This is a genomic window from Radiobacillus deserti (genome assembly GCF_007301515.1).
Classification (GTDB): domain Bacteria; phylum Bacillota; class Bacilli; order Bacillales; family Amphibacillaceae; genus Radiobacillus; species Radiobacillus deserti.
On sequence record NZ_CP041666.1, the window covers coordinates 1358878 to 1384831 of the forward strand.

Genomic DNA, 25954 nt, shown 5'->3' on the forward strand with positions numbered 1-25954 from the left:
TCAAAAAATGGGAGGCGGTTTAGTTGATCGAAGTTATTTTACAATGGTTAAAGGACATTGGTCTTATTGGATTATTTGCAGCAATGTTTTTAGAAGGTTCATCCCTCCCTTTTCCAGGAATAGCGGTTGTGCTCGCCTACGGGTATATACTGCCATTTAGCTATTGGAATACGGCTTTAGTTGCTGCCGCGATGAGTTTAATGTATTGTCTTGCAAGTCTAATTCCTTATTTTCTTGGCGGTAAAATTGATGGACTACTTAAAAAAGGTCCACAAAAAGGCTTACAAAAAGCAAAAAACCTATTCGTCAGGTACGGTGCATGGAGTGTAGCCATTTCCCGGCCGTTTGGGTTAGGGAACTATATTTCGTATGTTGCTGGAATGAGTAAAATGAGGTTAACACCATATTTACTCTTAACATTTGTTGGAATTTATCCTTGGTCATTTGTAATGATTTTGCTAGGTAATTATTTTAATGGAAGCTACGAAGCTTTTAGAACATTTTACCAAAGTAATAGCATTTATCTTTATGTAACGGTTTCAATAGCAATAGTAATCATTGGTTTAAATATGGTAATTAGAAAGAAGAGAAAAGCGGGAAAAACATTCGTAAAGGAAGGAGGAAATGAATCGTGCGTGTGACAGGAGTAGCATTAGGGGGAGGCTGTTTGAGAGGAGTCGCCCATATTGGAGCTTTGAAGGAATTACTCAATCATGATATTTCAATCACTCATGTTGCAGGAACAAGTGCTGGAGCAGTGATCGGGGGATTGTTTGCATGTGGATTACATCCAGATAAGATGGTAAATGCTCTTGATAGTCTATCAATACGAAAACACTTGGATTTTGGCTTTAATAAGAAAGGCTGGTTAAAAGGAGATCGGATTTATAATACATTATTACAATTAACCGATGGTAAATATTTTTCTGATCTAGACATTCCTCTTGCCGTTGTTTGTGTAGACTTAATTTCAAGGCAACTTACTATCATTAGAGAAGGGGAAGTAGCCAAAGCATTACGTGCTTCCATCGCTATTCCAGGTGTGTTTTCGCCAGTTCAAATCGGTAAAAAACTATTGGTGGATGGTTATATTTTAAACAATAACCCGGCGGATATTGTAAAAGAAATGGGAGCAAAACACGTAACCGCTATAAGAGTATTAAGCTCCAATTATCAAAACCAAAGTCCCACTAGCCTCATTTCTTATATGAATAGGTATATGGATATTGCTAGTTCCTTAAACACAGACCAACTACTGAAGCGACATGCAGATGTGATAATGGATATCGATTTAGTGAATGTCGGCAGGTTTGCACCAAAGTCAATCCCTATGGTTATAGAAAAAGGGCAAACTGAAGCAAGGAAAGTACTAACTAGAGAATTCCTTGGAGAAGCAGTCGGTAATGTGATATATATGGAACAGTGGAGAGAAGCTTAAGTATTGGCGGTTTATAACCATTTTCATTCTCTGTTATGAACCGCTGATTATTGTGCTTCATGAATGGCTAAACCAGCTAATAGTTTGTCAACAGGGGAAGATGCGAATATTTTTAGCGTGCCGACGCCCGCCCAAATGAAAGAATTCTTAGATACAACTGGTGGTTTATGGTTTAATGGTAAACTTGTAAATAAAGTTGTCAGTGCAATGACTTCTGTACAAAACTTACATGGCGGTCAAAAGCAACAATTCTATCACTTGACACATCTATGAATCAATGGGGAGCAATTACCGTATCATTAGGTTACATGGATCCAGTTCAATTTACATCAGGTGGTAATCCATACGGAGTAAGTGTAGCAATTGGTCAAGATGGTAAGATGATTGAGAATGTTTAAGCAGCTGTTAAGAATTATGCGAAGCGTACAGTCACTGTAGCTGAATGGGTTAGAAGAGCAATTAAATAAATGAACAATGAGCAAATCAAAATCTTTTTGATTTGCTCATTTAAAATTTCACTTAACAAAAGCGAACTAATAGTGAATAAGGGGATCAGCTTTACGACACGACTTCAGAACCTACCACGGTTAACAAGAGGATAGCTATATTATTGATAGAATATGAACGAAGCACTATTACAGCAATTGTTCGTATGAAGTAAAGGTCAAAAATTAGAAGAATATATTGTTTTCAGGATTATGAATAAGTGTACTTAAACCATAGGGTAGCTATTTTGAAGAAGAACAACTAATAAAGCAATGTCATTTGCTGCGCAGTACAAATATGCTGTTCAATATTTTAACAAATGCCAAACACTAATAGTATTTGTTTTAGTAACAAGGTTCCTTAACGAATAATCCATCAGTAACGTCTGTGTTGGATTGTCAGGTGGATTATTTTCGCAAATGGTTCCACAGCGATGGTAAGTGATACCATCGGTGCTACATATGTTGGGAAACCAACATATGTAGTTGGTAATGCTGTCTTTATTATACAAAAAATAATCATAAAATTTTCAAAAGAAGGTAAGGTACCAAGTGGTGATTCTAATCAGAACAATGCCTTTCCTGTTAAAGAAACGCCCCCGTTAGTTCAAGTGATATATTTCACAAACTAACCGTAGTAAAACAGAAATGCTTAATAAAAAGATAGTAATTGGGAAACATTTGGTTGAGGTGATTTAATGGATAAAGAGGAATTAAAACTCACATCGTCTGAAATAGGAACATTGTGGGGACAATATGTAAATGGAACAGCCGTTGATACTATAAATAGATATATGCTATCCATAATAGAAGATGAAAAGATAAAACTGCTATTTGAAGACGCAATAAAGATATTTGAAAAACAAAAAGATCAAATAACATACTTTATAGAAAACGAAGGATTCCCAGTACCAGTTGGCTTTTCTGAATCAGACCTTAACAAAGGGTCCAAGAGGTTATTCTCTGATATCTTTTGTTTGCACTATCTGCATATTATGACACTACATGGTTTACTGGGGCACTCAACATCGCTTGGTTCTTCTGTCAGGAAGGACTTGAGGCGCTTTTATGATTCATGTAGTAATGACGGGATGAGTATGTATCATCGAACCACTGAATTACTACTCGAAAAAGGGCATTTTCAAAGAGACCCCTACTTTTACCCTAATGAGAATTCTGAATTTGTTTCAGGACAGCAATTTATAGATGGTTTTTTTGGAGACAAGCGTCCTTTAGCATCACTAGAAATTATTGCGCTATCACTTAATTTAAAAAAGAAGATAATGGAGAAATCACTTTCCATTGGATTTAGTCAAGTAACACAATCAAAAGAGGTTAGAAAATTTTTAGAGAGTACACAGAACACTTCTGATCAGCAAATTCAATCACTGAGTAAAATACTAAAAGGTGATAATTTGCCTGTTCCAATGTCTTGGGAATCAGAGGTTACAAATTCCACAGATTCCCCTTTTTCAGATAAGTTAATGTTGTATCATATTGGATTCTTATTACAATCTGCCCAATCATATCATGGTGCTGGTCTTGCATCTGCCATGCGGGTAGACCTCGTAACAACCTATGAAAAAATAATATTAAAAAACCTAATGGTTACAAAAGAATGGTTCAATTTAATGACCAAAAATAAATGGTTAGAACAACCACCACTTGCTCCCAACAGAAAAGACCTTGCCAGAGACAAAAAATGAGATAGGTATTTTATGTGAAAAAGAGAGGATAGATGGACAGGACTAAAATTTTACCACAACAACGATCTTCTAATTTTATTTAGCGTCTTGTTTGCATCGAACTAACCAAAATGACCACCTCATTTGAAGGTTATTTTACCACGTTCTTATTAAACATAACTGCTTCTATAGTTAGATAAGTTCAACAAAAATAGCGTTAATCCTTTCTAGGATCAACGCTATTTTTGTTGAAGACGACTTCCTTATATTGATGGTTGAGCATTCATCACTGATGGTGGATTTAGTTCTTCATCTGCCTTGATAACTTTCGCCATAGGATTATCATTCTCAATGAAAGCAAAATGAGTAATGACCCAATCCACGGTAAAAAGTAACCATACATTCCTTCTTCAATAGCAATCACTTTTGTTTCCATAATAGAACCAACTTCAATTCCTTTGTTGCTGATATAAAAAGGGACAGTGATTGCCCTAATAGCATCGGTATCCACTTCTTTCTTATCTCTAACTCTCACGGTATTTTGCATACTTCATCATCAGAAATAGTTCCAAAAGATACAGAACCTTCTCTCTATGCAAGTCCTTGGTTAACACGAGTGTCATTCCAGTAATTAAAGGGGGGTTCTAATCCATACTGAAATACTGCTAATTGTGAATAGAGAATATCACTATCAAACGTTATCCCACTCATTGACCTCACCCTTTTAACAAATTAATAAAACCACTATAACTTACTACTTTCACTAATCTGCTTCGTTCGTAATATAAAGTCAACCAGAAATATTTAGCATTCTGGCTAACCTTATATTACGAAAGAGCAGGTTCGTCCTGTCAGATTGTAATTTTCTATATTTTTTCATTCCCCAGCATACCGGTGATGATAGTATCTAACCCGATTTGTAAGGATTCATTTATATCAAGCGGAATCCCGAAACCACCGTCTCTTTCAATGGTAACAAATCCATGTAGAAAAGCTCTCAACATTCTAACATGATGAATGAGAAGTTCCTCTGGTAAAGGAAACGTTTTTAATAGAGTAATCATTAGCTTTAAGATTTTATCTGCTTGGTCTTGAACCTTTGCACTATCCACTTTTACGGCTAGTGAAATGGCTTCATACAAACCGGGGTTGTTTCGTGCAAATCCTATATACGCATAGGAGATAGAATAGATTGCGTCCTTACCTGTCTTACCGATTGCAGCTCCGGCCATTTCATCATATAACCCTTTCGTCCCTTGGTATGCAAGTTCGATTTTTAGTCCCGAAAGTCCATTTATATGATTATAAAGTGAGGGAGAACGAATCCCTAGTCTTTTTGATACGTTTGCTAATGTTATATCTGATAATCCGTTCTTGTCCGCTATATCGATACTAATGTTTAGAATATCTTTAAGAGTGATTCTATGTTTAGGTGCCATATTGTTCAACCCTTCGTTTCCATATGATCAATTGCATGTTGGATTTGTGGACCAGGATTTTGTATCAGCTTTCCATGACCTACTGCTAATAACGTAGGAGAGAGGGCTGCAATCTTTTTGGCACTATCAAGTGCTTTTTCTTTATTCCATGTAGCAAACCCTGGAAATGGAAATAAAGGAACGATTGTGCCGGCTACAGCGATAGAAGCCCTTGTTTGAAAAGCATCGCCAGCAATTATGGAATGAGTTCGTTGATCCAGAAAGGACATAGATCCGGGGGTATGGCCGGGTGTTGCGATTGCCTTAAGTGAACCGATCGTATGGCCTTCTTCAAGAAGGATATCTGGTTTTGTTTGAATATGTTTTGGAATTCCTCCTTTAATTGGGGATGTTCCTTCCTCGGGATCTAGGCTTTTATCTCCTGCTAATAATCTTGCATCTCGGGTAGAAATGGCAAGCTTTACATCGGAGATTTTTAACACTAACTCATCTAATGATCCGATATGGTCGCTATGTCCATGTGTTAAAAGTATATGTGTAATTGGTTTACCTATTTCCTCAGCCACGCTCAAAATAGCATCTGCTTTTTTAGGTAATGCGGCATCAATTAAAGTAAGTCCGTTTTCTTCCTCTACTAAATAACAATTGACTGGGAAGAGGGATGGAAAAAAAGTAATTTGATGAATGTTATCAATAGTGGTCACTTTCATAAACTAACCTCATTAGTTTTAAGACTAATGTTATTAGTTACATTATAATGGCGTTTATTTACTTGTCAATCCCTTCTCAGTAATTGTATAAATTGTTGATTTCCTATCTGTATCCATTATAATGAGAATTATTATCAATTAATACTTACTTCATAACGGGTTTTTAACTCCTAGGAGGATGTTTTATGTCACAAAATCAAAATGTGCTAGATGTCACCATTATTGGTGGAGGAACGATAGGATTGTTTGCTGCCTTTTATTGTGGGATGAGGGGCTTATCAACCAAAGTTTTAGAGGGATCTTCATTTCTCGGAGGAAAGGTCGCTCAATTTTATCCTGAAAAAAATATATATGATATCGGTGGTATACCAGCTATAACTGGTGCTGACCTCGTCCAGCAGTTAATAGAGCAAGCCAACCTTAATCAACCGGAAATACTTCTCGAACAATATGTAGAATCGATTCATAAAGTCGATAATGATGTGTTTGAGCTTACTACCCGGGGTGGAGATGTTCATTTTTCCAAAACAATTCTTCTTACGACTGGTTTTGGAATTTATGATCCAATACCTTTGGAACATAAGGATGCGGAGAAATATGCAGGGACAACTATTCACTATATGATGGGAAATCCGGACAGGTTCCGAGATAAGCAGGTTGCCGTCCTTTCTAATCAAAGAGCTGGAGTAGATTGGGCATTAACATTGGCGAAAACAGCAAAACACGTGTTCCTTTTTTGTAAAGGAACAGAATTTCAGTATGCAGCAGATGTAGACCTTGAGAAATTGCATCAAGCTACTAATATAGAGGTACGTTATAATGTTTCGATAGAAGAGTTAAAAGGTGATGGGAGTTCTTTACATGAGCTTCAAATCCTTTCAGACAAGGAAGAAAGTTCTTATTCAGTCGATGAATTACTTGTTTATCAAGGAGTTAAAATGGTTTCAGCACCATTCTCAGAATGGAATCTTCAAGCAGAGAAAGGTCGACTAGTAGTTGATCAGAATATGGCGACATCTGTTCCTGGAATTTATGCTGCTGGTGATGGTATTCAATATGAGAATAAGTCCATGATTATTGCGACTGGATTCAGTGAAGTGACAACCGCGGTAAATAGTATGGCTAAATACCTGAATCCTAAAGCGGTAGCGCAAGTGTATAGTACTGTCGAATATCGATATAAAAAATAATAAAAACATGGGGCTGTCCCATAAGTCTGTATAGACTAATTGGGACAGCCCTTTTCTTTTATTACTGTTGGTGCCGGAAAAGTGGCATTGGGAAACGATTCCCTTCCCAAATTGGCAATCAACAATGCAAAAATCTTCTCTTTTACATACAAAAAAATCGCCTCATTCGTTATAATGTAAGCGACCAAACCAACAAAAAACGAAAAGTGAGGCGATTTTTTATGAGTAACTCTTCGGCTACTTTCATTGATTATAACATGGGTCAGTTGGTTCTACCAATGGACTTCAGTGATTTAATTCCAGAGGACCATGTGGTCCGCGTCATTCATGCCATGGTGGAACAGGTGAATGATGATATCTTCTTTTCCCAATACCAAGGGGGTGGCCGGAGCTCCTATCATCCCAAAATGATGACAAAAGTTATCTTATACGCCTACACGCAAAAAATCTACTCCTGCCGTGAAATCGCCAAAGCCCTTCGGGAACATCTCCCGATGATGTGGCTGGCCGGCCAACAGACACCAGATTTCCGAACCATCAACCGGTTCCGCTCAGAACGTATGAAGGCAATTATTGAACCTTTATTCACGGAGTTGATTAAGCTTCTAATCGATCAAGAGTACATATCCATGGACAACTACTTCCTTGATGGAACCAAAATCGAGGCGAATGCCAATAAATACACGTTTGTGTGGAAAAAATCTGTCCAACGTTACGAAGAAAAACTACAGGAAAAATTGGATCAAACATTCGCGGATATTGAAGATGCCATTGAGATGGATGAAAAAATACTTCCGGATGAAGGGTCTCCTGCCAAGCGAGTAACTTCGGAGCAACTCGAAAAAGTTGTCGAGCAGGTAGAAACCCAGGTAGAACAGGCGGAAAAAGCCGTCGAAGAAGAAAATGATAAGGAAAGAAGAAGAAAGAAAAAAAGGAAGTATTCCGTGCTAAACGACGTATCTATAAAACGTTGAGCCAGGACTACCTACCTCGTTTAAAAAAGTATGAAACCCAGCTGGCCACCTTCGGTGACCGGAACAGTTATTCCAAGACAGACACGGATGCCACCTTTATGCGAATGAAAGAAGATCATATGAAGAATGGACAACTGAAACCTGGTTATAATGTGCAGGCAGGAACAGAAAATCAATTCATCCTCGGCTACTCGATCCATCAGCGTCCAACGGACACCCGTTGTTTTGAACCACACATTCAAAAACTACAGGCCAGAGAGCTTCCGTTCCCTAATACAATTGTCGCTGATGGAGGGTATGGTGGAGAAGTCAATTATAAATACGCAAAGAAGGAAGGGTTTGAAACACTCATTCCCTACAACACGATGCGAAAAGAGCAGTCCCGTTCGTTCAAGAAAGACCCAAGTCAGGTTATGAACTGGGAGTACAAGGAGGATGGGGATTATTACATTTGTCCGAATGGACGAAAAGTTCTTTTTCAATTCCACTCGCACCGTACCGATCGGTACGGCTATACGCGAACATTCAAGGTCTATGAATGCGAAGAGTGTAGTGGATGCCCATTAAAAGAAAAGTGCACGAAAGCAAAAGGAAACCGGCGCGTTTACTATAACCCGGCATTTGAACAACTGAAGAAGGAAGCAAGGGAAAACCTTTGGTGTGACAAAGGAGCACGTATCTACGCCAGACGAAAAGTGGAGGTGGAAAGTGTGTTCGGTCATATCAAGGGCAATCGGTCGTTCCGGCGATTTTCTCTTCGTGGGATCGATAAAGTAAGGATAGAGTTTGGACTGGTCGCGATGGCCCACAACTTCCTGAAACAGGCAGAGTGGAACCGCCTGTTTCATAGCGGAAATAAGCTCACACCGAAAAAGCCACGGAGAAAAATGAATATCTCCGTGGCTTTTTCATTTCAAAGAGGCCTTTTGAGACAGCCCCATGTTTTTGCATATAGGCAACCTTGAATTAATATGGTAAAATTATGGTAAATTTTCACAAACAATTCCATCTTGGTCATTACCGTCTAATTGGTGTGTGTCTATATTAGGGCCGCTTGATGTTTCAAAAAAATGCTGTGCTAGTTGTTGTGTTTCGAAGTCTTCCAATCATTGTCAGTTTCTTTTTGATTAGAGGGCGATACAGATGTTTGAAATCCGTTCTTAGATACATAGCCATCTATACTCCATATTGCTTTTTGCTCATCTTTTGCTCCCTGTTCTGCATCTAGTAACCTATCGGAATATCGATAAGGTGGGTCAAATTCATAAGCGTAGCGGGCCAGACCTTCTCGCAATAGCATTTCATTAAATAATTGATTATCCACCCAAATGTAAGCGAGCAGCCGATCATAATAATCACGAAGTGGACCATCGAATTCAATTTGTACGGTTTTTCCTTCTAATAATTGTTTTGTATCTAAATTAGAGTATAGGTAACTAAGTTGGAAATAACAATCTTTTTTGATTTGTTATGCCAACGAATTATTAAAATAATTCATTTTGCACTTTCCAAAATGTAAAAAGTAGTATATACTTACTGTATTACTTATACTAATACAGTGTCTACAGTTTACGTATCGAGAACTGTGAAAAGGGAGGGAAACGGATCATGTTACAAATGGAAGTAGACCGTACATTCATCAATTTTGAGGAAATATATAAGACGTATTATCAGAAAGTGTTACGAGTTTCCTGTATGATCTTGAAAAACCCCTCGCTAGCCGAAGATGTTGCCCAGGAAACATTTATTAAAGCGTTTAAAAAAATGGATATGATTCGTGATACCGAAAAAATTTCGGGTTGGTTATCTACAATTGCCTCTCGAACTGCTATTGATTTTTTGCGTAAAGAGAAAAAAATAAGTGCTGTTCCTATTGAGGAAGTGGTGTGTATGAAGCTTTACCAAAGTAGCTTGTTTGGAAATGTTGAAAATGAATTAGACAGGTTATTTACAGAAGATGAGATAAAAGAAGAGATGAAAGCACTGAGTCCAAAACTACAAGCTGTGTTCCAATTAAAATATATGAAAGAAATGAAAGATGAAGAAATAGCGAAACGTTTGAAGCTATCGAAAGCAGCGGTTAAATCAAGGTTATGCAGGGCTAGAAAGCATTTAAAAGGAAATCTGGAAGAGAATGAACAATTAGCTGTAAGTGTTTCTTAGCATTGTTAAAAGATACCTATTGTCGGGAATTGTAATAGGTGGTATAGTATTAGAGCGATGAGCTATTTTGTGTAAGTCGAGAAACGCTTAACGATGAATGTGGTCATCGGTTTTTCGCCACAAAACGTAGGATGCCTTTTCCAGGAGAAAGGCATCCTTTTTCCGTTTCCTGTACATAATTAGAACGGATGAGAAAAACTAAAGGAGCGCGTACATATATGTCTAACGGTCTTCCATTTACGATATCTAAGACTGAAAATTTTTTCGATCGTTTAGGGGATTTTGTCGGGGATGTGTTTTATGACATCTTACCTGAACAGGGTTTTGAATTAAGGGATGAACAAATTTATATGGCTTTTCAGTTAGAGAAGGCTTTTAAACAAAAAAGCATTATCTTTGCAGAAGCTGGTGTAGGAACTGGTAAGACACTTGTCTATCTTCTTTATGCAATTTGCTACGCACGATATAAAAGAAAGCCAGCCATTATTTCTTGTGCGGATGAAACCTTAATTGAGCAACTGGTAAAAGAAGGTGGAGACATTGAAAAGTTGGAGAAAGCACTTGGCATTTCCGTTGATGTTCGTTTAGCAAAAGCAAGAGAGCAATATGTATGCTATCGTAAGCTAGATGCTTTAGTAAATCAAACGGATGATTCGGATATTTTGGCTGTTCACGATCAAATTCCCGAATTTGTCTTTGAACAAGGGACATCCATGAATGCCTTTGAGCGATATGGCGATCGCAAGGAATATCCTTGGGTATCTGATCAGAAATGGGAATCGATTGCTTGGGACCCTCTCCAACAATGCTCAACCTGTGAATGGCGTCACCGAAGTGGACAGACGTTAAACCGCGAATATTATCGACATTCCAGTGATTTAATTATCTGTTCGCATGATTTTTATATGGAGCATGTATGGACAAAGGATTCGAGAAAGCGTGAAGGGCAAATGCCACTTTTACCAGAAGCTAGCTGTGTCATATTTGATGAGGGGCACTTGCTAGAGTTTTCTGCTCAAAAAGGACTGACTTATCGTTTTCATGCTGGAACACTTCAAAAAGTGTTAACAACCTACATGAGCCAAGATGTAAGAGAAGCATCTCTTTATTTGGTAGAAGACATCTTAGCTATTCATGACGACTGGTTTGATTGGTTACAAGATGAATCCGTGTCTGTGGAAGGTTCAAACCGGCGGGATGTACCAAGAAGTACTAAAATGCTTTCCTTTGTGAAGGAGTTAGATGGAAAGGTAAATCAGTTACTAGAGCAATTAGTTTTTGACTCAGAATTATTCACCATCGATCCGTATCATATAAGAATTATTGAAGAGTATCTCGAATTTTTCTCTTATGGTTTGTCTGTATTAATAAAGGAAGAACAAGGAATATTTTGGTTAGAGGAAGAAGATACGGATCTTACTTTTGTAATTATGCCGCGGCTTGTAGAAGATATTTTGAAAAAAGAAGTATTTTCTCAATCCATTCCATTCGTATTTTCTTCCGCAACCTTATCTCAAGCAGGTAGCTTTGATTTTATGGCAAACAGTCTTGGAATTGAACAATATGATTCCTTTCAAGTAAGTTCCCCTTTTGATTATGATGAGAATATGAAAGTTATTGGATATACGTACTCAAATGAAGATGTTAAATGGAAGGAAATGGAACAATCTTTAGTAGAAATGAACGGGAGTACGCTCATATTATTTTCTTCCGGAGAAGAAATGAATCGCTTTAGAAAGTGGGCTGACAAAACGAATTGGTCATTTCCGATTTTATATGAAGGGGACGAAGAAATAAGCAATATTGTTCGAAAGTTCCAAACAGATATCCCGGCTGTATTATGCTCTTATCATTTGTGGGAAGGCTTGGACATTCCTGGGGAATCATTAAAACAAGTACTTATAGCTTCCCTACCGTTTCCGCCGCACGATCCAGTTTTCCAAGCAAAACGTAACCATGCTAAGGATTCTTTCTTGGAAGTCGATCTTCCTTATATGCTCTTACGACTTAGACAAGGTGTGGGGCGGCTCATTCGAAGTCAAACAGACTCTGGTGTTGTGAGGATATGGGTTTCTCCAGAACAATTAGAAGATGCTAACAAACAATTAACAGCCATATTACCTGTGGAAATTGCATGGTCATAATCTAAAAAGTACTCCTAAAGGGGTGCTTTTTTTACTGGTTGATTTCCCATAATTTCTATTTGAGGGCGAACGAAAGAACTGGCAATAACTCTCTAACATGATTTTGATTCCTTTTCAAAAACTAAAGAGGATTCCAGTTTAAGGTGGTGAAAAGGAATGGATAAAAAAATGTGGATGCCGATTCTAGCGTCAGTAGGGATTGGAGCTGCGGCTTACTACAGCATGTCAAGAGGGAAAAGTATTAGTAAAACGGCTCAAGAGTTTGCACCACTTGTCGCAGGAATGGCACAAGAAGAAAAAAGCAATAAGCAAAACTACGTAAATACACAATTCTAATGGGAATAAAGGGAAGCCAAAACTAGGCTTTCCCTTTCCCTTTTCTTTTTAACTCATCAAGTTCATTCAATTTTTCATCTAATTGCTGGGATATTTGAAGGATTTCTTTTTTACTGGCACCTTTGGAAATATACTTGTACATCTTATTACGGAGTTCTTCAATAGCCTTTTCTAATTGTTGTCCATCTTCTAAACAAAGCATGGAAGAATACGAAACGTCAGGGTATGTCAATACAGGGGATTGGGAACGATATTTCAATTTTTTCAGCTCCTATCAAGAACATTTGTTCGCAATTCATTTTATAATGATTTACTGGGAAAATCAAGGGAATCGTCCACTTTTTGTGTGAAAATCTGGTATCCTATAAGAAAAAGGTGGAGGAATCATTTATGGGCGAAAAAATAAAAGGATACATAGGGACTTATACAAAACGAAAAAGTGAAGGAATCTATTCATTTGAGTTGGATGTAAACGCTGGTAACATTCATAATATAAAACTTGAAACAGAATTAGACAGACCGACGTATGTTACTTTAAGCAAAGACAAATCCTACTTATTATCGGTCATGAAGCAAGACGGTTATGGTGGGGTGGCAGTCTTTCGAACTTCTAATAATGGTTTTCTACCTATTAGCTCCACGACCTATTCAGAAATCTCAAGCTGTCATGTGAGTATCGACAATTCAAATGATTATGTAGTGGTCTCTAATTATCATGAAGGAGCGGTTGAGCTATACAAACTGGATCAGGAAACTGAGAAAATTAATTTCGTTGATGTTAAACGTCATGAGGGGGCAGGACCTAATAAAGAACGGCAAGAAGGTCCACATGTTCATTTTGCAGATTTTACACCAGATCAACGCTTCATAGTTGTAGTGGATCTCGGAATAGATCAAATAATTACATACAAAATACATAACGATACATTACAGCAAGTGACGGCTTTAGATCTTGACCCTGGAAGTGGACCACGTCATCTTGTGTTTCACCCGAATGAAAATTTAGCATATGTCGTAACGGAGCTAAGTTCTGAGGTTCTAACTTTACAGTTTAATCCCGAGAATGGAGAATTTGTGCAAGTTCAACGTGTACCAACAATTCCAAAAGAATTTAGCGATAACAATCAATGTAGTGCAATCCGTATATCTGAAGATGGAAAATTTGTGTATGCTGCGAATAGGGGACATGACAGTATCGTAGTGTACCGAGTGAATGAGAAGGATGGAACGCTAGAGTTTGTGGAATGGGTATCGACAGGAGGGGAATGGCCAAGAGATTTCAACCTTGATCCAACAGGACAATATCTTGTCGCTGCCAATCAAGAAACAGATTCTATAGTCTTATTCTCTCGTGATAAACATACTGGAAAGCTAAGTTTAAAACAGGGGCCAATTGCTGCTCCAGAACCAATATGTGTGATGTTCTAATTGTAAAGTAGAACAATCGTGGATTTTTCCTATCTCTCATGTGTTAGCCCGTCCTTATTTTATCTTTCACCATAAGATAGAAGTAAGGAGGGGGGTGAAACGATGAGTGGAGGATTTTTTGGAAACAACAATAGCTTTATTTTGTTAGTTGTTTTATTCGTATTACTTGTCATTGTCGGAAATAACTATCCGACTGGAGGAGGCTACTATAGCTAGTCTTCGTATTTGACCATTCTACTACGCCAGACCTGTAGCTCAGCGAGCACCTTTTGAACGGACTGAAAAGCCTGTGATGTTTGTATTCACAGGCTTTTTTGTGGACACAGGTGGATACATATTTCTTTCATATAACATACTCTACTGCCAAGGGGGTGTTGGCTTTGAGAAGGTTGCCAGCCTATCGCTATGTGTACGATCCGTATGGTTACCGACATGTTCAGTATAGGGATAAAGATAACCGTTATTTGAATGAAACGATGGGATTCAGATCATCTTTTGTTATTATCATGGTGTTATTTGTGTTACTGGTAATAGTTGGTGCAGTCACCTTGCCTAAAGATAGACGATAATAATGCTAAACAATAGGGCAAATGCCCTTTCCAATCTAGATATGTGTCATAGGATAAGAGTATGAAAGGAGTGAATGGAATGAGCGCAGGTGTTTATGAGAACGATAGCTTCATTCTTTTAGTAGTACTTTTCGTGCTTCTTGTAATTGTAGGTTATAGCTACGGTTATTAATGTTCCTAATTCCGAGAGGAGAGGTGGTGGAAGAAAATGGGACACTATGTAGGTGGATTTAACAATGGGTTTATCTTGCTAGTAATCATTTTTGTTCTGTTAGTTATCGTTGGAAACAGCTATCCAATCGGTGGAGAATACTAAAGAATAGAAATTAGATAAGAGAAGAGGAAATCCTCTTCTCTTTCAAATTAAAAAAATTATTCCAATTCACTCCATTTTTTTATATGGTCCATAGTATATATAAATCTGATTATGGGAGAAAACGAATTCAAACTCATTATGAAAACTACTTAGACTTACTGCCATTTAAGGTAGAGAGAGAGTACATACCTACTCGCTTCGGAAATACACACGTATTATTGGCTGGCCCGAAAAGTAGTGAACCTATTTTTGTTTTACAGGGTGGAAATTGCGTTAACCCAATCACATTATCTTGGTTTCATACACTTGCACAAACTTATCGAATTTATGCACCAGATACGGTGGGACATCCTGGCTTTAGTGAAGAGAAACGAATATCAGCAGTAGATAATAGCTTTGCATTATGGATTGAAGATCTTTTGCAACATTATCAGATTGAAAAAGCCCGATTTGTCGGACCATCTTATGGCGCAGGGATCATCCTTCGTCTGGCAACTTATACGCCTGAAAAAATAATAAGTGCTGCCCTTGTGGCACCTGCTGGAATTAGACTAGGATCTAAAAGGGATATGATTAAAAAAATCCTGATCCCAATGTTTCGTTATAGATGGTTTTCCTCATCCAAAGCATTGGAGAATTTGACCGATCATATGTCTAAAGGAACTATGAAACAAATAAATAGGCAAATAATTGGTGATATATTTAAATATGTTAAATTGGAGCAGGAAATGCCGAAGCTAACTGAAAGGAGTGAGCTGGTAAACTACACTTCCCCGACTGTAGTTATAACTGGAACAGAGGATGTCTTCTTCCCGGACTTAATAGTGAAGCCAGCCGCAACAGAAATTATATCTAATCTGCAGAATAGTACATATGAAATGGGACATTTCCCTTCAGAAGAAAATCTTCAAAAAATCAATGAAGAGTTGAGGACTTTTTTTGCAAATAATTAAAAGGCCAATCCATAAAGGATGGCCTTTTAATTTACATCATGCATGTTTGTCTCTAGTGTACCTAATTCATAAAGAATGGCGGCGTCACTATCTTCACACCAAAGCTCTGTTACTTTCCTGTTCTCAAAGTAAAAAAATTATCATCCTAGTTTCTTTTACTCTTTGGTCGGTTGATGGGATGTTGATGCACCCCCTTGTAAGTCATGTATCCAGTATATCGTACGACGAGCTTATGACCTTGTTCAATAACATCATCAAGTTGCCATTCATCATCTGGGAAGACAGACCGAAACCAACCCATGAACTCTTTCCCCTTTTGTCTATCGTTTGTTCCTTTTCTGGTATGATAACTCTTTTACAATTGAGGCTAGAACTATGTTATCCTTCCGTAATTTCTTTTTTTACTAATATCAAGTAAAATGAATGAATAGACTTTCCCTATGAAATTGGAAAGTCTCTATCTGTTACAAAAGAGGAAGTCGTATATATCAAGCACTCTTTCACAAGATAGTATTGAACTTAGTATAGAGAGGAAATAGTTATGGACTTAACACGTATGAAACCTTTTATTCAAACTGGCTGGGAAAGAGAAGGCTTTTCTGAACCGACAGCTATTCAAAATAAGACGATCCCATTAATAGAACAAGGCAAAGATGTCATTGGAGAATCTCCAACAGGAAGCGGAAAAACATTAGCGTATTTGTTACCTATACTAAATAAACTCGATCCAAGTATAAAAAATGCTCAAGCGATCGTGTTAGCGTCATCACAAGAATTAGTCATGCAAATTCAACAGGAAATCACAAAGTGGGTGCAAGGAACGGAATTACATAGCACGGCATTAATAGGTGGAGCTAATATTAAACGGCAAATTGAGAAGCTAAAAAAGAAGCCACAAATTGTAGTAGGTACTCCTGGCCGTGTACTAGAGTTAATCAATCAAAAGAAATTAAAAATGAAGGATATTAGTACAGTTGTGTTAGATGAAGGGGATCAGCTTCTTATACCTGAACACATCCCGTCTATTGAGAAAATTATTAGTAACACAGATGATGCACGTCAACTACTTATTTTCTCTGCTACACTTCCAACTGCAACGTTGGAAGCTGCTAGTCAATTCGTTCAAGCTCCTAACGTGATAAAAGTGGAAGAGGGGGAAGTAGAGCGGCCATCTGTGGAACATATGTATTTTGTTTGTGAACAGCGAGAGAAAATAAATCTGTTAAAAAAATTAATTCACCATTTAGATATCAGGGGATTAGCTTTTTTTCGAAACATTTCCCAGCTTGATATGTATGCGGAGAAATTACAATTTAACGGAGTAGAAGTAGGCGTTCTACATCGCGATATAAAAAAACAGCAACGCGCGCAAACGATGAAAGACTTTCGTACAGGAAAGCTGCCCCTTATACTAGCTACAGATGTTGCAGCTAGGGGATTAGATGTGAAGGGATTGACCCACATTGTACAAGTGGAGCTTCCAGAAGATGCTTTACATTACGCGCATCGTGCGGGGAGAGTAGGAAGATTGGGCTCTGAGTCAGGTACTGTCATTTCCGTTGTTACAGAAGAAGAGGCGCGTATCTTACATCGATTTGCAAAGAATCGCAATTTCGAATTAACAAGAAAAAGGCTGATAAAAGGTCAAATAACCGATGCAAAATAACAGAATCACCGCTGCTGTCTAGAAGCGGTGATTTTTCCCCTACAAAATTTGCGATAAAAATAACTTCGTTCGTTCATGCTTCGGATGATCAAATAATTCCTCTGGAGTGCCTGTTTCAATAATTTCGCCATCATCGAACAGGACAATTCTATCGGCGACTTCTCTCGCAAACCCCATTTCATGGGTTACACATAGCATAGTCATACCTGACCTAGCAAGTTCCTTCATAACATCTAATACTTCTTTAATCATCTCTGGATCTAAAGCAGAGGTTGGTTCATCAAACAGCATAATTTCTGGCTGCATGGCAAGTGCGCGTGCAATGGCAACACGCTGTTGTTGCCCTCCGGATAACTGCCCTGGATATTTGTTCGCTTGTTCAGGAATTCCCACTCGTTCTAACAACTCATATGCATTTTTTTCAGCTTCAGCTTTTGGTTTTTTTCTTACCCAGATTGGGGCTAGTGTAATATTTTTTAAGATGGTCATATGAGGAAAGAGGTTGAATTGTTGAAATACCATTCCCGTTTCCTTTCGAATGGCCTCAATATCTTTGATATCGTGGGATAGACTTATTCCATCAATGGTAATTTGCCCCTCTTGAATATTTTCAAGTCCATTAATGGTTCGAATAAAGGTTGATTTTCCAGAGCCAGATGGACCTAAGATGACTAACACTTCTCCTTTTTTTACGGTTAAATTTACGTCCTTTAAGACGTGATGGGAACCGAACCATTTGTTAATTTGGCTACAAACAATAATGTCCTCATTTGTAGGTTCTACATGAACTTTCGTTTCTGTTTGTTCCATTTCATATCCTCCTTCATCGCTCTCCAACACCTAGATTTTTTTCAAGACGCCTGCTCGCATATGACATCGAGTAGGCAATAATCCAATAAGTAACGGCAACGAACAAATAAGCCTCCATAATTCTTCCTAAATAATCGGGATTAGATTTTACAGTCTGTGCTATTCCGAGAATGTCTGTTAAACCTACAATGGCTACAAGAGATGTATCCTTAAACATCGATATACTCTGACCAACGATGGCGGGAATAACAGCTCGTAGTGCTTGTGGCATAATAATGAACGTCATCGTTTGGACAGGATTAAGTCCCATCGCTTTTGCAGCTTCAAATTGTCCTTTTGGGATTGATTGTAATCCACCTCTTACATTCTCCGCCATATAAGCGGAAGTGAATAACGTACAAGCAATCATGACACGAAGTACGTTATTTATCTCCGTACCAGGTGGCAAAAATAACGGGAGTAGGAGTTGGGCCATAAATAAAACAGTAATTAATGGGATTCCTCGTACTACTTCAATAAAGAGGATACAAAAATACTTAATGATAGGCAGCTTACTAGAACGACCTAGTGCAAGCAAGATACCAATCGGAAATGCAAAAACAATGGCAACAACGGAAATCAATATAGTGAGTAGTAATCCTCCCCAAAGGTTCGTGGCAACGGAAGGGAGTACCCCGAATCCACCTACTAGAAAAATAGTTAGTGGGAACGCAATTGCCCAACCAGTAACTGCGATGCTTTTTTTCTTTGGGAGCATTGGACCAATAAGGAAACCTACGAGGACCATTACTATATTGATGCCTAACCACATTTTGGCATGACTAGATGTGAAGTCTACTAGTATGTGAATCAAATAAATAGCAATTAGTACTGCAGAAAGGTGTAAGTTTGTTCCTTTCCATATCCCTGCAGATAACCCAAATTGGAAGGATAGAAATACTAATCCAATCCATATCCGCCACATATGCTCGACTGGAAATTGTCCAACCATAAATAATCGAAAGTTATCCGATATGATGGACCATTGTGCATCTGTGAAAACCCAAGTCAAAGTCCCATTTAAAACATAATAAAGTACCAATACGGATAAAACGGTTAAGATAGAATTGTACCAGTTATTAAAAAGATTTTGTTTCATCCATCCCAAAACACCGATCGTAGATTTAGGCGGTTCACTGGTTGTAATCTCCGTATTGGTTTCTATTTTAGAATGCATGTAATTCACCTCTCTACAATCTGAGTTTTCTTATTAAAAATGTTCATAAAGATGGAAGTTAGAATGCTAAGCACTAAATATACGATAATCATAATGACAACGGACTGAATGGCTCTTCCGGTCTGATTGTTGATCGTTTCTGCTACTGCAACGAGATCTGGGAAGCCTGCAGCAATTGCCAAGCTAGAGTTTTTCGTTAAATTTAAGTACTGACTGGTGAGGGGAGGGATAATGATTCGAATGGCTTGAGGTAATACAACTAATCTCATGGTTGTGGATTGTTTTAATCCCAATGCATTGGATGCTTCTAACTGGCCTTTAGACACAGATAAGATTCCCCCACGAACGATTTCTGCGATGTAGGTCGCTGTATAAATGGTAAGTCCTAAGAAAATCGCCAAAAAATTAGCAGATAAATTGTATCCACCTGTATAACCAAAATTACCCATAGCAGGATATTCAAGATTTGCTGGACCTTGATGTGTGACAAGGAATAGTAATAGAATTGGAACAAGCAAGCCACCAATTGCCCATAACGATGGAAACTTTCTTTTTCCACTCATGACTTGAGACTTTAATACTACTTTCCATAAAACGATGGAAAGTACGATTGCTATGAGAATGGTAATCAACCATGACCTACTAGCATCATTGGCTACGAACCAAGGCATGGTTATTCCTCGATTGCTGATGTGGAAGGGACCAAGATGTATGGCTTCTTTTACCTGAGGAAGAGCTAAGAAAACAGCAAAGTACCAGATGAAAATTTGAACGAGTAGTGGGGTGTTTCGGAAAATCTCGATGTAAATACTAGCTAGCTTTTGTACGAGCCAGTTGCTTGAGAGACGTGCAATCCCGACAATAAACCCTATAATGGTTGCGAAAATAATTCCAATTAAAGAAACTCTAACAGTATTCAATAAGCCTACTAAAACAGCGCGTAAATAAGTGTCTGTAGCTTGATACTCGATTAATGATTCCCCGATATTAAACGAAGCTGTATTGGTTAAAAATTCAAATCCAAGCGGAATGCCAAGTTGATCGAGGGCGATGAGAGCATTATTTATAAAATAACCAATGACCGATACAACTACGATTACGAATAGAATCTGAAAAATAATAGGAATAACCCGATTATCTCTCCAAAAAGGTGTAGAGACATCGGATGCTGGACGTTTTGGCAAACTTCTCACCTCTCTAAATAGTAAGGATATAAGGTTATAAAAAGGAAAGGACCCGTCCTGAACTAAACAGGTGTAGCAGGCCCTTTTTATTTATCTTTTAGAACACATTAACGGAATGGAGTAGAGTAGAGTAGACCACCTTCTGTCCAAAGACTATTTGCCCCTCTTTCTAATTTAAATGGTGTATCAGGACCGAGATGACGATTATAGATCTCTTCATAGTTTCCAACATGCTTGATAACACGGTAAGCAAAATCGTTTGAAAGTCCAAGCATCGATCCTAAATCGCCTTCTTGACCAAGTAATCGACGAACAACTGGATTTTCACTTTCTAAAAAGTCATCCACATTTTCCGAAGTGATACCTAATTCTTCGGCTTCCATCGTCGCATAGGTAACCCATTTCACGATATCAAACCATTGATCATCCCCATGTCTGACTGCAGGGCCAAGTGGTTCTTTGGAAAGTGTTTCATCTAAGATGATGTGAGCGTCTGGATCAGATAAAGTAGCTTGACGTGAAACAAGCCCAGATTTATCTGTAGTCCAAGCATCCACACTACCTTCCTCGTAAGCAGCTACAAGAGCATCACTATCATCAAAAACAACTTGTTCATATTCAATTCCAAGTTTTCTAAATTGATCTGCAAGGTTTAACTCAGTTGTTGTACCAGTTTCTACACCAATTCGAGCACCAGCTAAATCCTTTACAGTTTCAATCCCACTTTCTTTTCGAACCATAATGCCTTGCCCATCATAAAACGTAGTCGGGGCAAAGTTTGTTCCTAAATCTGTGTCACGACTAGTCGTCCATGTTGTGTTACGAATTAACACATCAACCTCCCCAGTTTGAAGCGCTGTAAAACGTTCATCGGCTGAAAGAGGCCTTACTTCTAAAGCATTGGGATCATCAAATACTGCCGCAGCAATAGCTTTTCCGAAATCGATATCAAAGCCTTCATAATCACCATCTTCGTTCACATAGCCGAATCCCGGTAACTGATCGTTTCCTCCGAGGATTATTTTTCCTCTTTCTTTGACAGTGGCTAGCGTTGAACCGGATTCTGCTCCGGATGCTTTTTCTCCTTCAGAAGAACCTTCCTCTGGCGTTTCTGATGGATCAGATCCTGTATCCTCAGATTGACACCCTACAAGCAATAAACCGAAGATTATGAATAGACCTAATAGAAAGTTCGGTGCAAACAGCTTCTTTTTTTTCAAAAAAATTCCCCCTTAAAATTTTTGTTCTATATAAATGGCATAGAACTTAACACAAAATGTTAGTTATTAATGTAAAAATGAATAGATTATTATCATTTTTTATTATAATGGTAACTTTACTAACATTTCAAGTTATATTTTTGAAAATTTAGAAAATTAACAACAGAGTGGAAGGCGATAAATTGTAAATAAGAGAGAAAAAGCACAAAAAAAAGACCATAACAAGAGCCTCGCATTAAAGCGGGGTTCTTGTTTGTCTTCGAATAGAGGTGCTTATATCTATGTTATGGGGGGAGGTCAACATAGCTCACAAAAGCTTCCTCTACTATATAGACGAATGACAGATTTGGAAGGTTTCAAAATAATATGTATAAAAAATTCTCAAAGCAGAAAAATAAAAAAGACTACAATAGGAGGGTGGAAGTTTGAAAACAAGGTTTTGGTTGATTGTAATATTGTGTTTCAGTATCCAAATAAGTAATGTAAACGCAGTCCCAGCGATTTCTCATGAGGACAAAGAAGCGAAGAATATAGCTCGAGCTGCAACAATTGGAGAGCCGGCAACTCCACATATGTGGCAAAAAATGAGTGTGAATAAAGAAAAACTTTTCTCTCACTCTCACCAATTTTCAGTTTTACATAATTTCATTCGCAGTAAAAGGGACTGTGAGGTGCATCATGTGATGGAAACGGTTGTTTGGTATTGTCCAATTCATCATCACACAAAGTCTAATACTTATCATTTAGAAACGACACATAGTGAAAAACACGATTAAGGATAGGAAGATCAAATATCGTTTTCAACTAGACCGGATCATGCAACCCCTCTTGCCATTCCTATAGAAAAAAGCTCTTTGGTTAGCCAAAGAGCTTTTTTCTAGTCATGTTGCAATTCGTACGCTTCAATTTTCGATTCATGGGTCAAGGTCACAGCGATTTCATCCCAACCGTTCAATAACATTTGCTTGTGATAAGAAGGAATATCAAACTGTACCGTTGTACCTTCTGTATCCACGATGATTTGCTGTTCTAAGTCTACTGTTAATTCATAAGAGGTTGACTCTGCGTTATGAATAAGTGTTTGTACGGTATCCTCATCTAATTGGATTGCTAAAATCCCGTTTTTCATACAGTTGTTATAGAAGATATCAGCAAAACTTGGAGCAATAATGACTTTAAAGCCGTAATCTTGTAAGGCCCATGGAGCATGTTCACGGGAGGATCCACAACCGAAGTTTTCACCTGCAACGAGGATGGAGGCATCTCGATATTCAGGTTGATTCATGGAAAAATCCTCTCTTAGTGTTCCATCATCATGGAAACGCCAGTTGAAAAATAAAAATTGTCCAAACCCTTGTCGCTCAATTCGTTTTAAAAATTGTTTCGGAATAATTTGGTCTGTGTCAATGTTAGCTCGATTTATCGGGTACACAAGTCCGTTATGCTTACGAATAGGTTCCAATAGAATTCTCCTTCCTAGGCGTTGATATATTGATTTAATTTTCGAACGTCAACAAAGTGTCCTTCAATAGCTGCAGCTGCAGCCATCTCTGGACTAACTAGATGAGTTCGAGCTCGGTTTCCTTGTCTTCCTTCAAAATTACGGTTCGAAGTGGAAGCACAACGTTCTCCAGGAGGAATAACATCTTCATTCATACCAAGGCATGCACTACATCCGGAATCTCGCCATTCAAAACCAGCTTCTTTAAAAATAACATCTAATCCTTCTTGCTCAGCTTGCATTTTCACTGTGAATGACCCTGGCACAACGATTGCTTTTATCCCAGGGTATATCTTTTTACCTTTTAAGATTTCCGCAGCTTTTCGAAGGTCTGCAACTCTTGAATTGGTACAGGAACCGATAAATACGTGCTGTATCTTAATAGATTCCATTGGTTGGTTTGGTTCTAGTCCCATATAGTTTAGAGCTCGAATCATGTCATTTCGGCTATTTTCGTTTGGAGCTTGAGCTGGATCCGGTACATTTGCACTTATCGGCACGCACATACTAGGATTGGTTCCCCAAGTTACTTGTGGTTCCACCTTTTCTGCGTCAATCTCTACGGTTGCATCATAAGATGCCCCATCATCTGTAGCAAGAGCTAACCACTCAGCTGCAGCAAGATCAAACGCTTCTCCTTTTGGTACATGTCTACGCCCTTTTAGAAAATCTACTGTTGTCTGGTCTGGGCTAATTAACCCAGCTCTAGCACCAGCTTCAATGGACATATTACAAATTGTCATTCTACCTTCCATTGGAAGAGAGCGAATAGCTTCTCCGGTATATTCAACAACATAACCAGTACCAAACTTCACTCCAAACTTCGCGATAATTGCTAGTATTAAATCCTTGGCAGTAACTCCGGTACCCAGTTGTCCATTGACTTTTACGTTCAAGGTTTTCGGAGGAGCCTGCCACAATGTTTGTGTGGCTAGTACATGCTCTACCTCACTTGTACCTATCCCAAATGCGAGGGCGCCGAATGCTCCGTGAGTGGACGTATGACTATCTCCGCATACGATCGTTTTCCCGGGTTGAGTTAGCCCCAATTCAGGTCCTATTACGTGTACAATTCCTTGATCGGGATGGTGAATATCAGCAAGTGTTACACCAAATTCCTCACAATTTTCTTGTAACGTATCCATTTGTTTCTTGGAAATGGCGTCGTTTATCACATTTCGGTGGATGGTTGGAACATTATGATCCATGGTTGCAAATGTTCGATCCGGGCGTCTTACTTTTCTCCCGTTCATACGTAATCCTTCAAATGCTTGCGGTGACGTCACTTCGTGCACCAAATGAAGGTCGATATATAAAAGGTCTGGCTTTCCTTCTTCACGATGGACAACATGTTTTTCCCATATTTTTTCTATTACCGTTTTTGGTTTGTTCATAGTCTCACTCCTTTACCAATTATCCTCTTACGGTGTGATTTCAGATTCAGAAAGCGAGTGAATAAATTCAACAACAAGCTTTGTCATTTCACTCGTACCAACAACCATTCCATTTAAAATGTGTAAATCACGCGTATGATAGCCTCTTTCTAACACATGCTCAACTGCTTCTTCGATCCGATTAGCTTCTTTATTCAATCCGAATGAATGACGTAGCATAAGGGCGCTTGATAAAACCATAGCTAAAGGATTGGCAATTCCTTGACCTGCAATGTCAGGTGCTGAGCCGTGAACGGGTTCGTAAAGCCCAACCCCATCTTCTCTAATACTGGCAGAAGGGAGCATGCCTAACGACCCTGTTAAGACAGAGGCTTCATCGCTTAAAATATCTCCAAACATATTTTCCGTTACAAGGACATCAAAGGAGGTAGGATTGGTGATTAGCTTCATGGCTGCTGCATCTACTAGAAGATGTTCCACTTTAACATCTGGGTAATTAGCTTTCGTTTCTTCCACTATTTCTCGCCATAGTTTACTAGATTCTAATACATTCGCTTTATCGACCGAAGTTAAATGTCCTCGTCGAAGTTGAGCGCTTTGAAAGGCTTTTTCTATGATTCTTTCTATCTCTTTACGGGTATAAGAGAGTGTATCTACTACGGATTGATTGTTATCCCGACGTTCACTAGGTGTACCAAAGTAAAGACCACCAGTAAGCTCGCGTACGATGAGTAAATCACTTCCTGTAACTACCTCTTCCTTCAAAGGTGATGCATGAAGAAGAGTAGGAAATCCTTTAATTGGTCTCAAGTTAGCAAATAAGTCTAAGGCTTTACGAATTCCAAGTAATCCTTTCTCGGGGCGAAGATCTGATGGGAACTGATCCCATTTTGGACCACCGACTGCACCTAATAAAATAGCATCTGCTTCTTGACATGCTTTCACTGTAGTGTCAGGAAGGGGAGTTCCAACTGTGTCGACGGCAGCTCCACCGATCAAATGTGTTTCGAATTCAAAAGAATGATTAAACTCTTTCGCAATAGCATTTAGTACATCTTTTGCTGAATGAATAACTTCTGAACCAATCCCATCACCTGGCAATAACACAATTTTTTTGTGCACGGTATTCACCT

The 25954-nt window shown here is 38.4% G+C and carries 29 protein-coding genes and 2 pseudogenes; 17 read left to right on the forward strand and 14 right to left on the reverse strand.

Going from position 1 to position 25954, the window contains the following annotated elements:
* Positions 1-23: 23 nt before the first annotated feature.
* The 4 genes and pseudogenes from FN924_RS07175 (at position 24) to FN924_RS07190 (ending at position 3629) form a co-directional block, all read left to right on the forward strand.
* Complete coding sequence (locus tag FN924_RS07175) at positions 24-641, forward strand: DedA family protein (protein ID WP_143893076.1); 618 nt, start codon at positions 24-26, stop codon at positions 639-641.
* Positions 632-1438 carry a patatin-like phospholipase family protein gene (locus FN924_RS07180; RefSeq protein ID WP_158633963.1) on the forward strand — a complete coding sequence of 269 codons (807 nt, stop codon included), beginning with the start codon at positions 632-634 and terminating at the stop codon, positions 1436-1438. The genes FN924_RS07175 and FN924_RS07180 overlap by 10 nt, the downstream gene beginning before the upstream one ends.
* A gap of 99 nt (positions 1439-1537) precedes the next feature.
* Positions 1538-1905: pseudogene (locus tag FN924_RS07185) on the forward strand (NAD(P)H:quinone oxidoreductase, type IV); the annotation flags it as partial.
* A gap of 716 nt (positions 1906-2621) precedes the next feature.
* The gene (locus FN924_RS07190) at positions 2622-3629 is read left to right on the forward strand and encodes a DUF3231 family protein (protein ID WP_143893080.1); all 1008 of its coding nucleotides are present in this window, start codon (positions 2622-2624) and stop codon (positions 3627-3629) included.
* A gap of 280 nt (positions 3630-3909) precedes the next feature.
* On the opposite strand, the gene comJ is transcribed toward FN924_RS07190, so the two are convergent.
* The 4 genes from comJ to FN924_RS07205 form a co-directional block, all read right to left on the reverse strand.
* Complete coding sequence (gene comJ / locus FN924_RS07195; protein ID WP_143893082.1) at positions 3910-4155, reverse strand: competence protein ComJ; 246 nt, start codon at positions 4153-4155, stop codon at positions 3910-3912.
* 44 nt (positions 4156-4199) lie between these two features.
* Positions 4200-4319, reverse strand: coding sequence for a competence protein ComJ (locus FN924_RS19330; protein WP_228409616.1), 120 nt, complete (start codon positions 4317-4319; stop codon positions 4200-4202).
* 155 nt (positions 4320-4474) lie between these two features.
* Positions 4475-5047 (reverse strand): TetR/AcrR family transcriptional regulator, encoded by a 573-nt coding sequence (locus FN924_RS07200; protein ID WP_143893083.1) that lies wholly within the window; start codon positions 5045-5047, stop codon positions 4475-4477.
* 5 nt (positions 5048-5052) lie between these two features.
* Entirely contained in the window at positions 5053-5757 is a 705-nt protein-coding gene (locus FN924_RS07205; RefSeq protein WP_143893085.1) for an MBL fold metallo-hydrolase, read from the reverse strand.
* Positions 5758-5942: 185 nt separating this feature from the next.
* On the opposite strand from FN924_RS07205, the gene FN924_RS07210 reads away from it, so the two are divergent.
* The gene (locus tag FN924_RS07210; protein ID WP_143893087.1) at positions 5943-6947 is read left to right on the forward strand and encodes an NAD(P)/FAD-dependent oxidoreductase; all 1005 of its coding nucleotides are present in this window, start codon (positions 5943-5945) and stop codon (positions 6945-6947) included.
* A gap of 221 nt (positions 6948-7168) precedes the next feature.
* A pseudogene (locus FN924_RS19940) lies at positions 7169-8886 on the forward strand (IS1182 family transposase).
* 113 nt (positions 8887-8999) lie between these two features.
* On the opposite strand, the gene FN924_RS07220 reads toward FN924_RS19940, so the two are convergent.
* A complete protein-coding gene (locus FN924_RS07220; protein WP_143893089.1) occupies positions 9000-9386 on the reverse strand; it encodes a thermonuclease family protein in 387 nt (128 codons plus the stop codon).
* 143 nt (positions 9387-9529) lie between these two features.
* Here FN924_RS07220 and FN924_RS07225 point away from each other — a divergent pair, with 143 nt between their 5' ends.
* The 3 genes from FN924_RS07225 (at position 9530) to FN924_RS07235 (ending at position 12564) form a co-directional block, all read left to right on the forward strand.
* Entirely contained in the window at positions 9530-10084 is a 555-nt protein-coding gene (locus FN924_RS07225) for an RNA polymerase sigma factor (protein WP_143893095.1), read from the forward strand.
* 218 nt (positions 10085-10302) lie between these two features.
* On the forward strand, positions 10303-12228 hold the full coding sequence (locus tag FN924_RS07230; protein ID WP_143893097.1) for an ATP-dependent DNA helicase: 1926 nt from the start codon (positions 10303-10305) through the stop codon (positions 12226-12228).
* Positions 12229-12384: 156 nt separating this feature from the next.
* Positions 12385-12564, forward strand: a complete 180-nt coding sequence (locus FN924_RS07235) for a hypothetical protein (protein ID WP_143893099.1) — start codon at positions 12385-12387, stop codon at positions 12562-12564.
* Positions 12565-12586: 22 nt separating this feature from the next.
* On the opposite strand, the gene FN924_RS07240 is transcribed toward FN924_RS07235, so the two are convergent.
* Positions 12587-12823, reverse strand: a complete 237-nt coding sequence (locus tag FN924_RS07240; RefSeq protein ID WP_143893101.1) for an aspartyl-phosphate phosphatase Spo0E family protein — start codon at positions 12821-12823, stop codon at positions 12587-12589.
* A gap of 131 nt (positions 12824-12954) precedes the next feature.
* Here FN924_RS07240 and FN924_RS07245 point away from each other — a divergent pair, with 131 nt between their 5' ends.
* The 6 genes from FN924_RS07245 to FN924_RS07270 all read left to right on the forward strand — a co-directional run bounded on the left by FN924_RS07245 (position 12955) and on the right by FN924_RS07270 (position 15830).
* On the forward strand, positions 12955-13992 hold the full coding sequence (locus tag FN924_RS07245) for a lactonase family protein (RefSeq protein WP_143893103.1): 1038 nt from the start codon (positions 12955-12957) through the stop codon (positions 13990-13992).
* Positions 13993-14094: 102 nt separating this feature from the next.
* Positions 14095-14208 carry a YjcZ family sporulation protein gene (locus tag FN924_RS07250; RefSeq protein WP_143893105.1) on the forward strand — a complete coding sequence of 38 codons (114 nt, stop codon included), beginning with the start codon at positions 14095-14097 and terminating at the stop codon, positions 14206-14208.
* Between the two features lie 164 nt (positions 14209-14372).
* Complete coding sequence (locus tag FN924_RS07255) at positions 14373-14561, forward strand: YjcZ family sporulation protein (protein WP_143893107.1); 189 nt, start codon at positions 14373-14375, stop codon at positions 14559-14561.
* A gap of 79 nt (positions 14562-14640) precedes the next feature.
* Entirely contained in the window at positions 14641-14733 is a 93-nt protein-coding gene (locus FN924_RS07260) for a YjcZ family sporulation protein (RefSeq protein ID WP_143893109.1), read from the forward strand.
* A gap of 36 nt (positions 14734-14769) precedes the next feature.
* Positions 14770-14877, forward strand: a complete 108-nt coding sequence (locus FN924_RS07265; protein ID WP_143893111.1) for a YjcZ family sporulation protein — start codon at positions 14770-14772, stop codon at positions 14875-14877.
* Positions 14878-15095: 218 nt separating this feature from the next.
* Positions 15096-15830, forward strand: coding sequence for an alpha/beta fold hydrolase (locus FN924_RS07270; RefSeq protein ID WP_228409619.1), 735 nt, complete (start codon positions 15096-15098; stop codon positions 15828-15830).
* 145 nt (positions 15831-15975) lie between these two features.
* Here FN924_RS07270 and FN924_RS18840 read toward each other — a convergent pair whose 3' ends face one another.
* Positions 15976-16131 (reverse strand): hypothetical protein, encoded by a 156-nt coding sequence (locus FN924_RS18840; protein ID WP_158633965.1) that lies wholly within the window; start codon positions 16129-16131, stop codon positions 15976-15978.
* Positions 16132-16371: 240 nt separating this feature from the next.
* Here FN924_RS18840 and FN924_RS07275 point away from each other — a divergent pair, with 240 nt between their 5' ends.
* Positions 16372-17496 carry a DEAD/DEAH box helicase gene (locus tag FN924_RS07275; RefSeq protein WP_143893115.1) on the forward strand — a complete coding sequence of 375 codons (1125 nt, stop codon included), beginning with the start codon at positions 16372-16374 and terminating at the stop codon, positions 17494-17496.
* Between the two features lie 39 nt (positions 17497-17535).
* Here FN924_RS07275 and FN924_RS07280 read toward each other — a convergent pair whose 3' ends face one another.
* From FN924_RS07280 to FN924_RS07295, 4 genes are all read right to left on the reverse strand, one after another.
* The gene (locus FN924_RS07280) at positions 17536-18306 is read right to left on the reverse strand and encodes an amino acid ABC transporter ATP-binding protein (RefSeq protein WP_143893117.1); all 771 of its coding nucleotides are present in this window, start codon (positions 18304-18306) and stop codon (positions 17536-17538) included.
* A gap of 13 nt (positions 18307-18319) precedes the next feature.
* On the reverse strand, positions 18320-19522 hold the full coding sequence (locus tag FN924_RS07285) for an amino acid ABC transporter permease (RefSeq protein ID WP_143893120.1): 1203 nt from the start codon (positions 19520-19522) through the stop codon (positions 18320-18322).
* A 5-nt stretch (positions 19523-19527) separates the two neighbouring features.
* Positions 19528-20706, reverse strand: a complete 1179-nt coding sequence (locus FN924_RS07290; RefSeq protein ID WP_143893121.1) for an amino acid ABC transporter permease — start codon at positions 20704-20706, stop codon at positions 19528-19530.
* A 107-nt stretch (positions 20707-20813) separates the two neighbouring features.
* Positions 20814-21926, reverse strand: a complete 1113-nt coding sequence (locus FN924_RS07295) for an amino acid ABC transporter substrate-binding protein (protein WP_143893123.1) — start codon at positions 21924-21926, stop codon at positions 20814-20816.
* A gap of 425 nt (positions 21927-22351) precedes the next feature.
* Between FN924_RS07295 and FN924_RS07300 the strand changes: the two genes are divergently transcribed.
* A complete protein-coding gene (locus FN924_RS07300; protein ID WP_143893125.1) occupies positions 22352-22702 on the forward strand; it encodes a hypothetical protein in 351 nt (116 codons plus the stop codon).
* Between the two features lie 101 nt (positions 22703-22803).
* Here FN924_RS07300 and leuD read toward each other — a convergent pair whose 3' ends face one another.
* From leuD to leuB, 3 genes are read right to left on the reverse strand one after another with little or no spacing between them, the layout of a single operon-like run.
* Positions 22804-23388 carry a 3-isopropylmalate dehydratase small subunit gene (gene leuD, locus FN924_RS07305; RefSeq protein WP_143893127.1) on the reverse strand — a complete coding sequence of 195 codons (585 nt, stop codon included), beginning with the start codon at positions 23386-23388 and terminating at the stop codon, positions 22804-22806.
* 14 nt (positions 23389-23402) lie between these two features.
* Positions 23403-24821, reverse strand: coding sequence for a 3-isopropylmalate dehydratase large subunit (gene leuC / locus FN924_RS07310; protein WP_143893129.1), 1419 nt, complete (start codon positions 24819-24821; stop codon positions 23403-23405).
* Between the two features lie 27 nt (positions 24822-24848).
* Complete coding sequence (gene leuB / locus FN924_RS07315) at positions 24849-25943, reverse strand: 3-isopropylmalate dehydrogenase (protein WP_143893131.1); 1095 nt, start codon at positions 25941-25943, stop codon at positions 24849-24851.
* Positions 25944-25954: the final 11 nt, after the last annotated feature.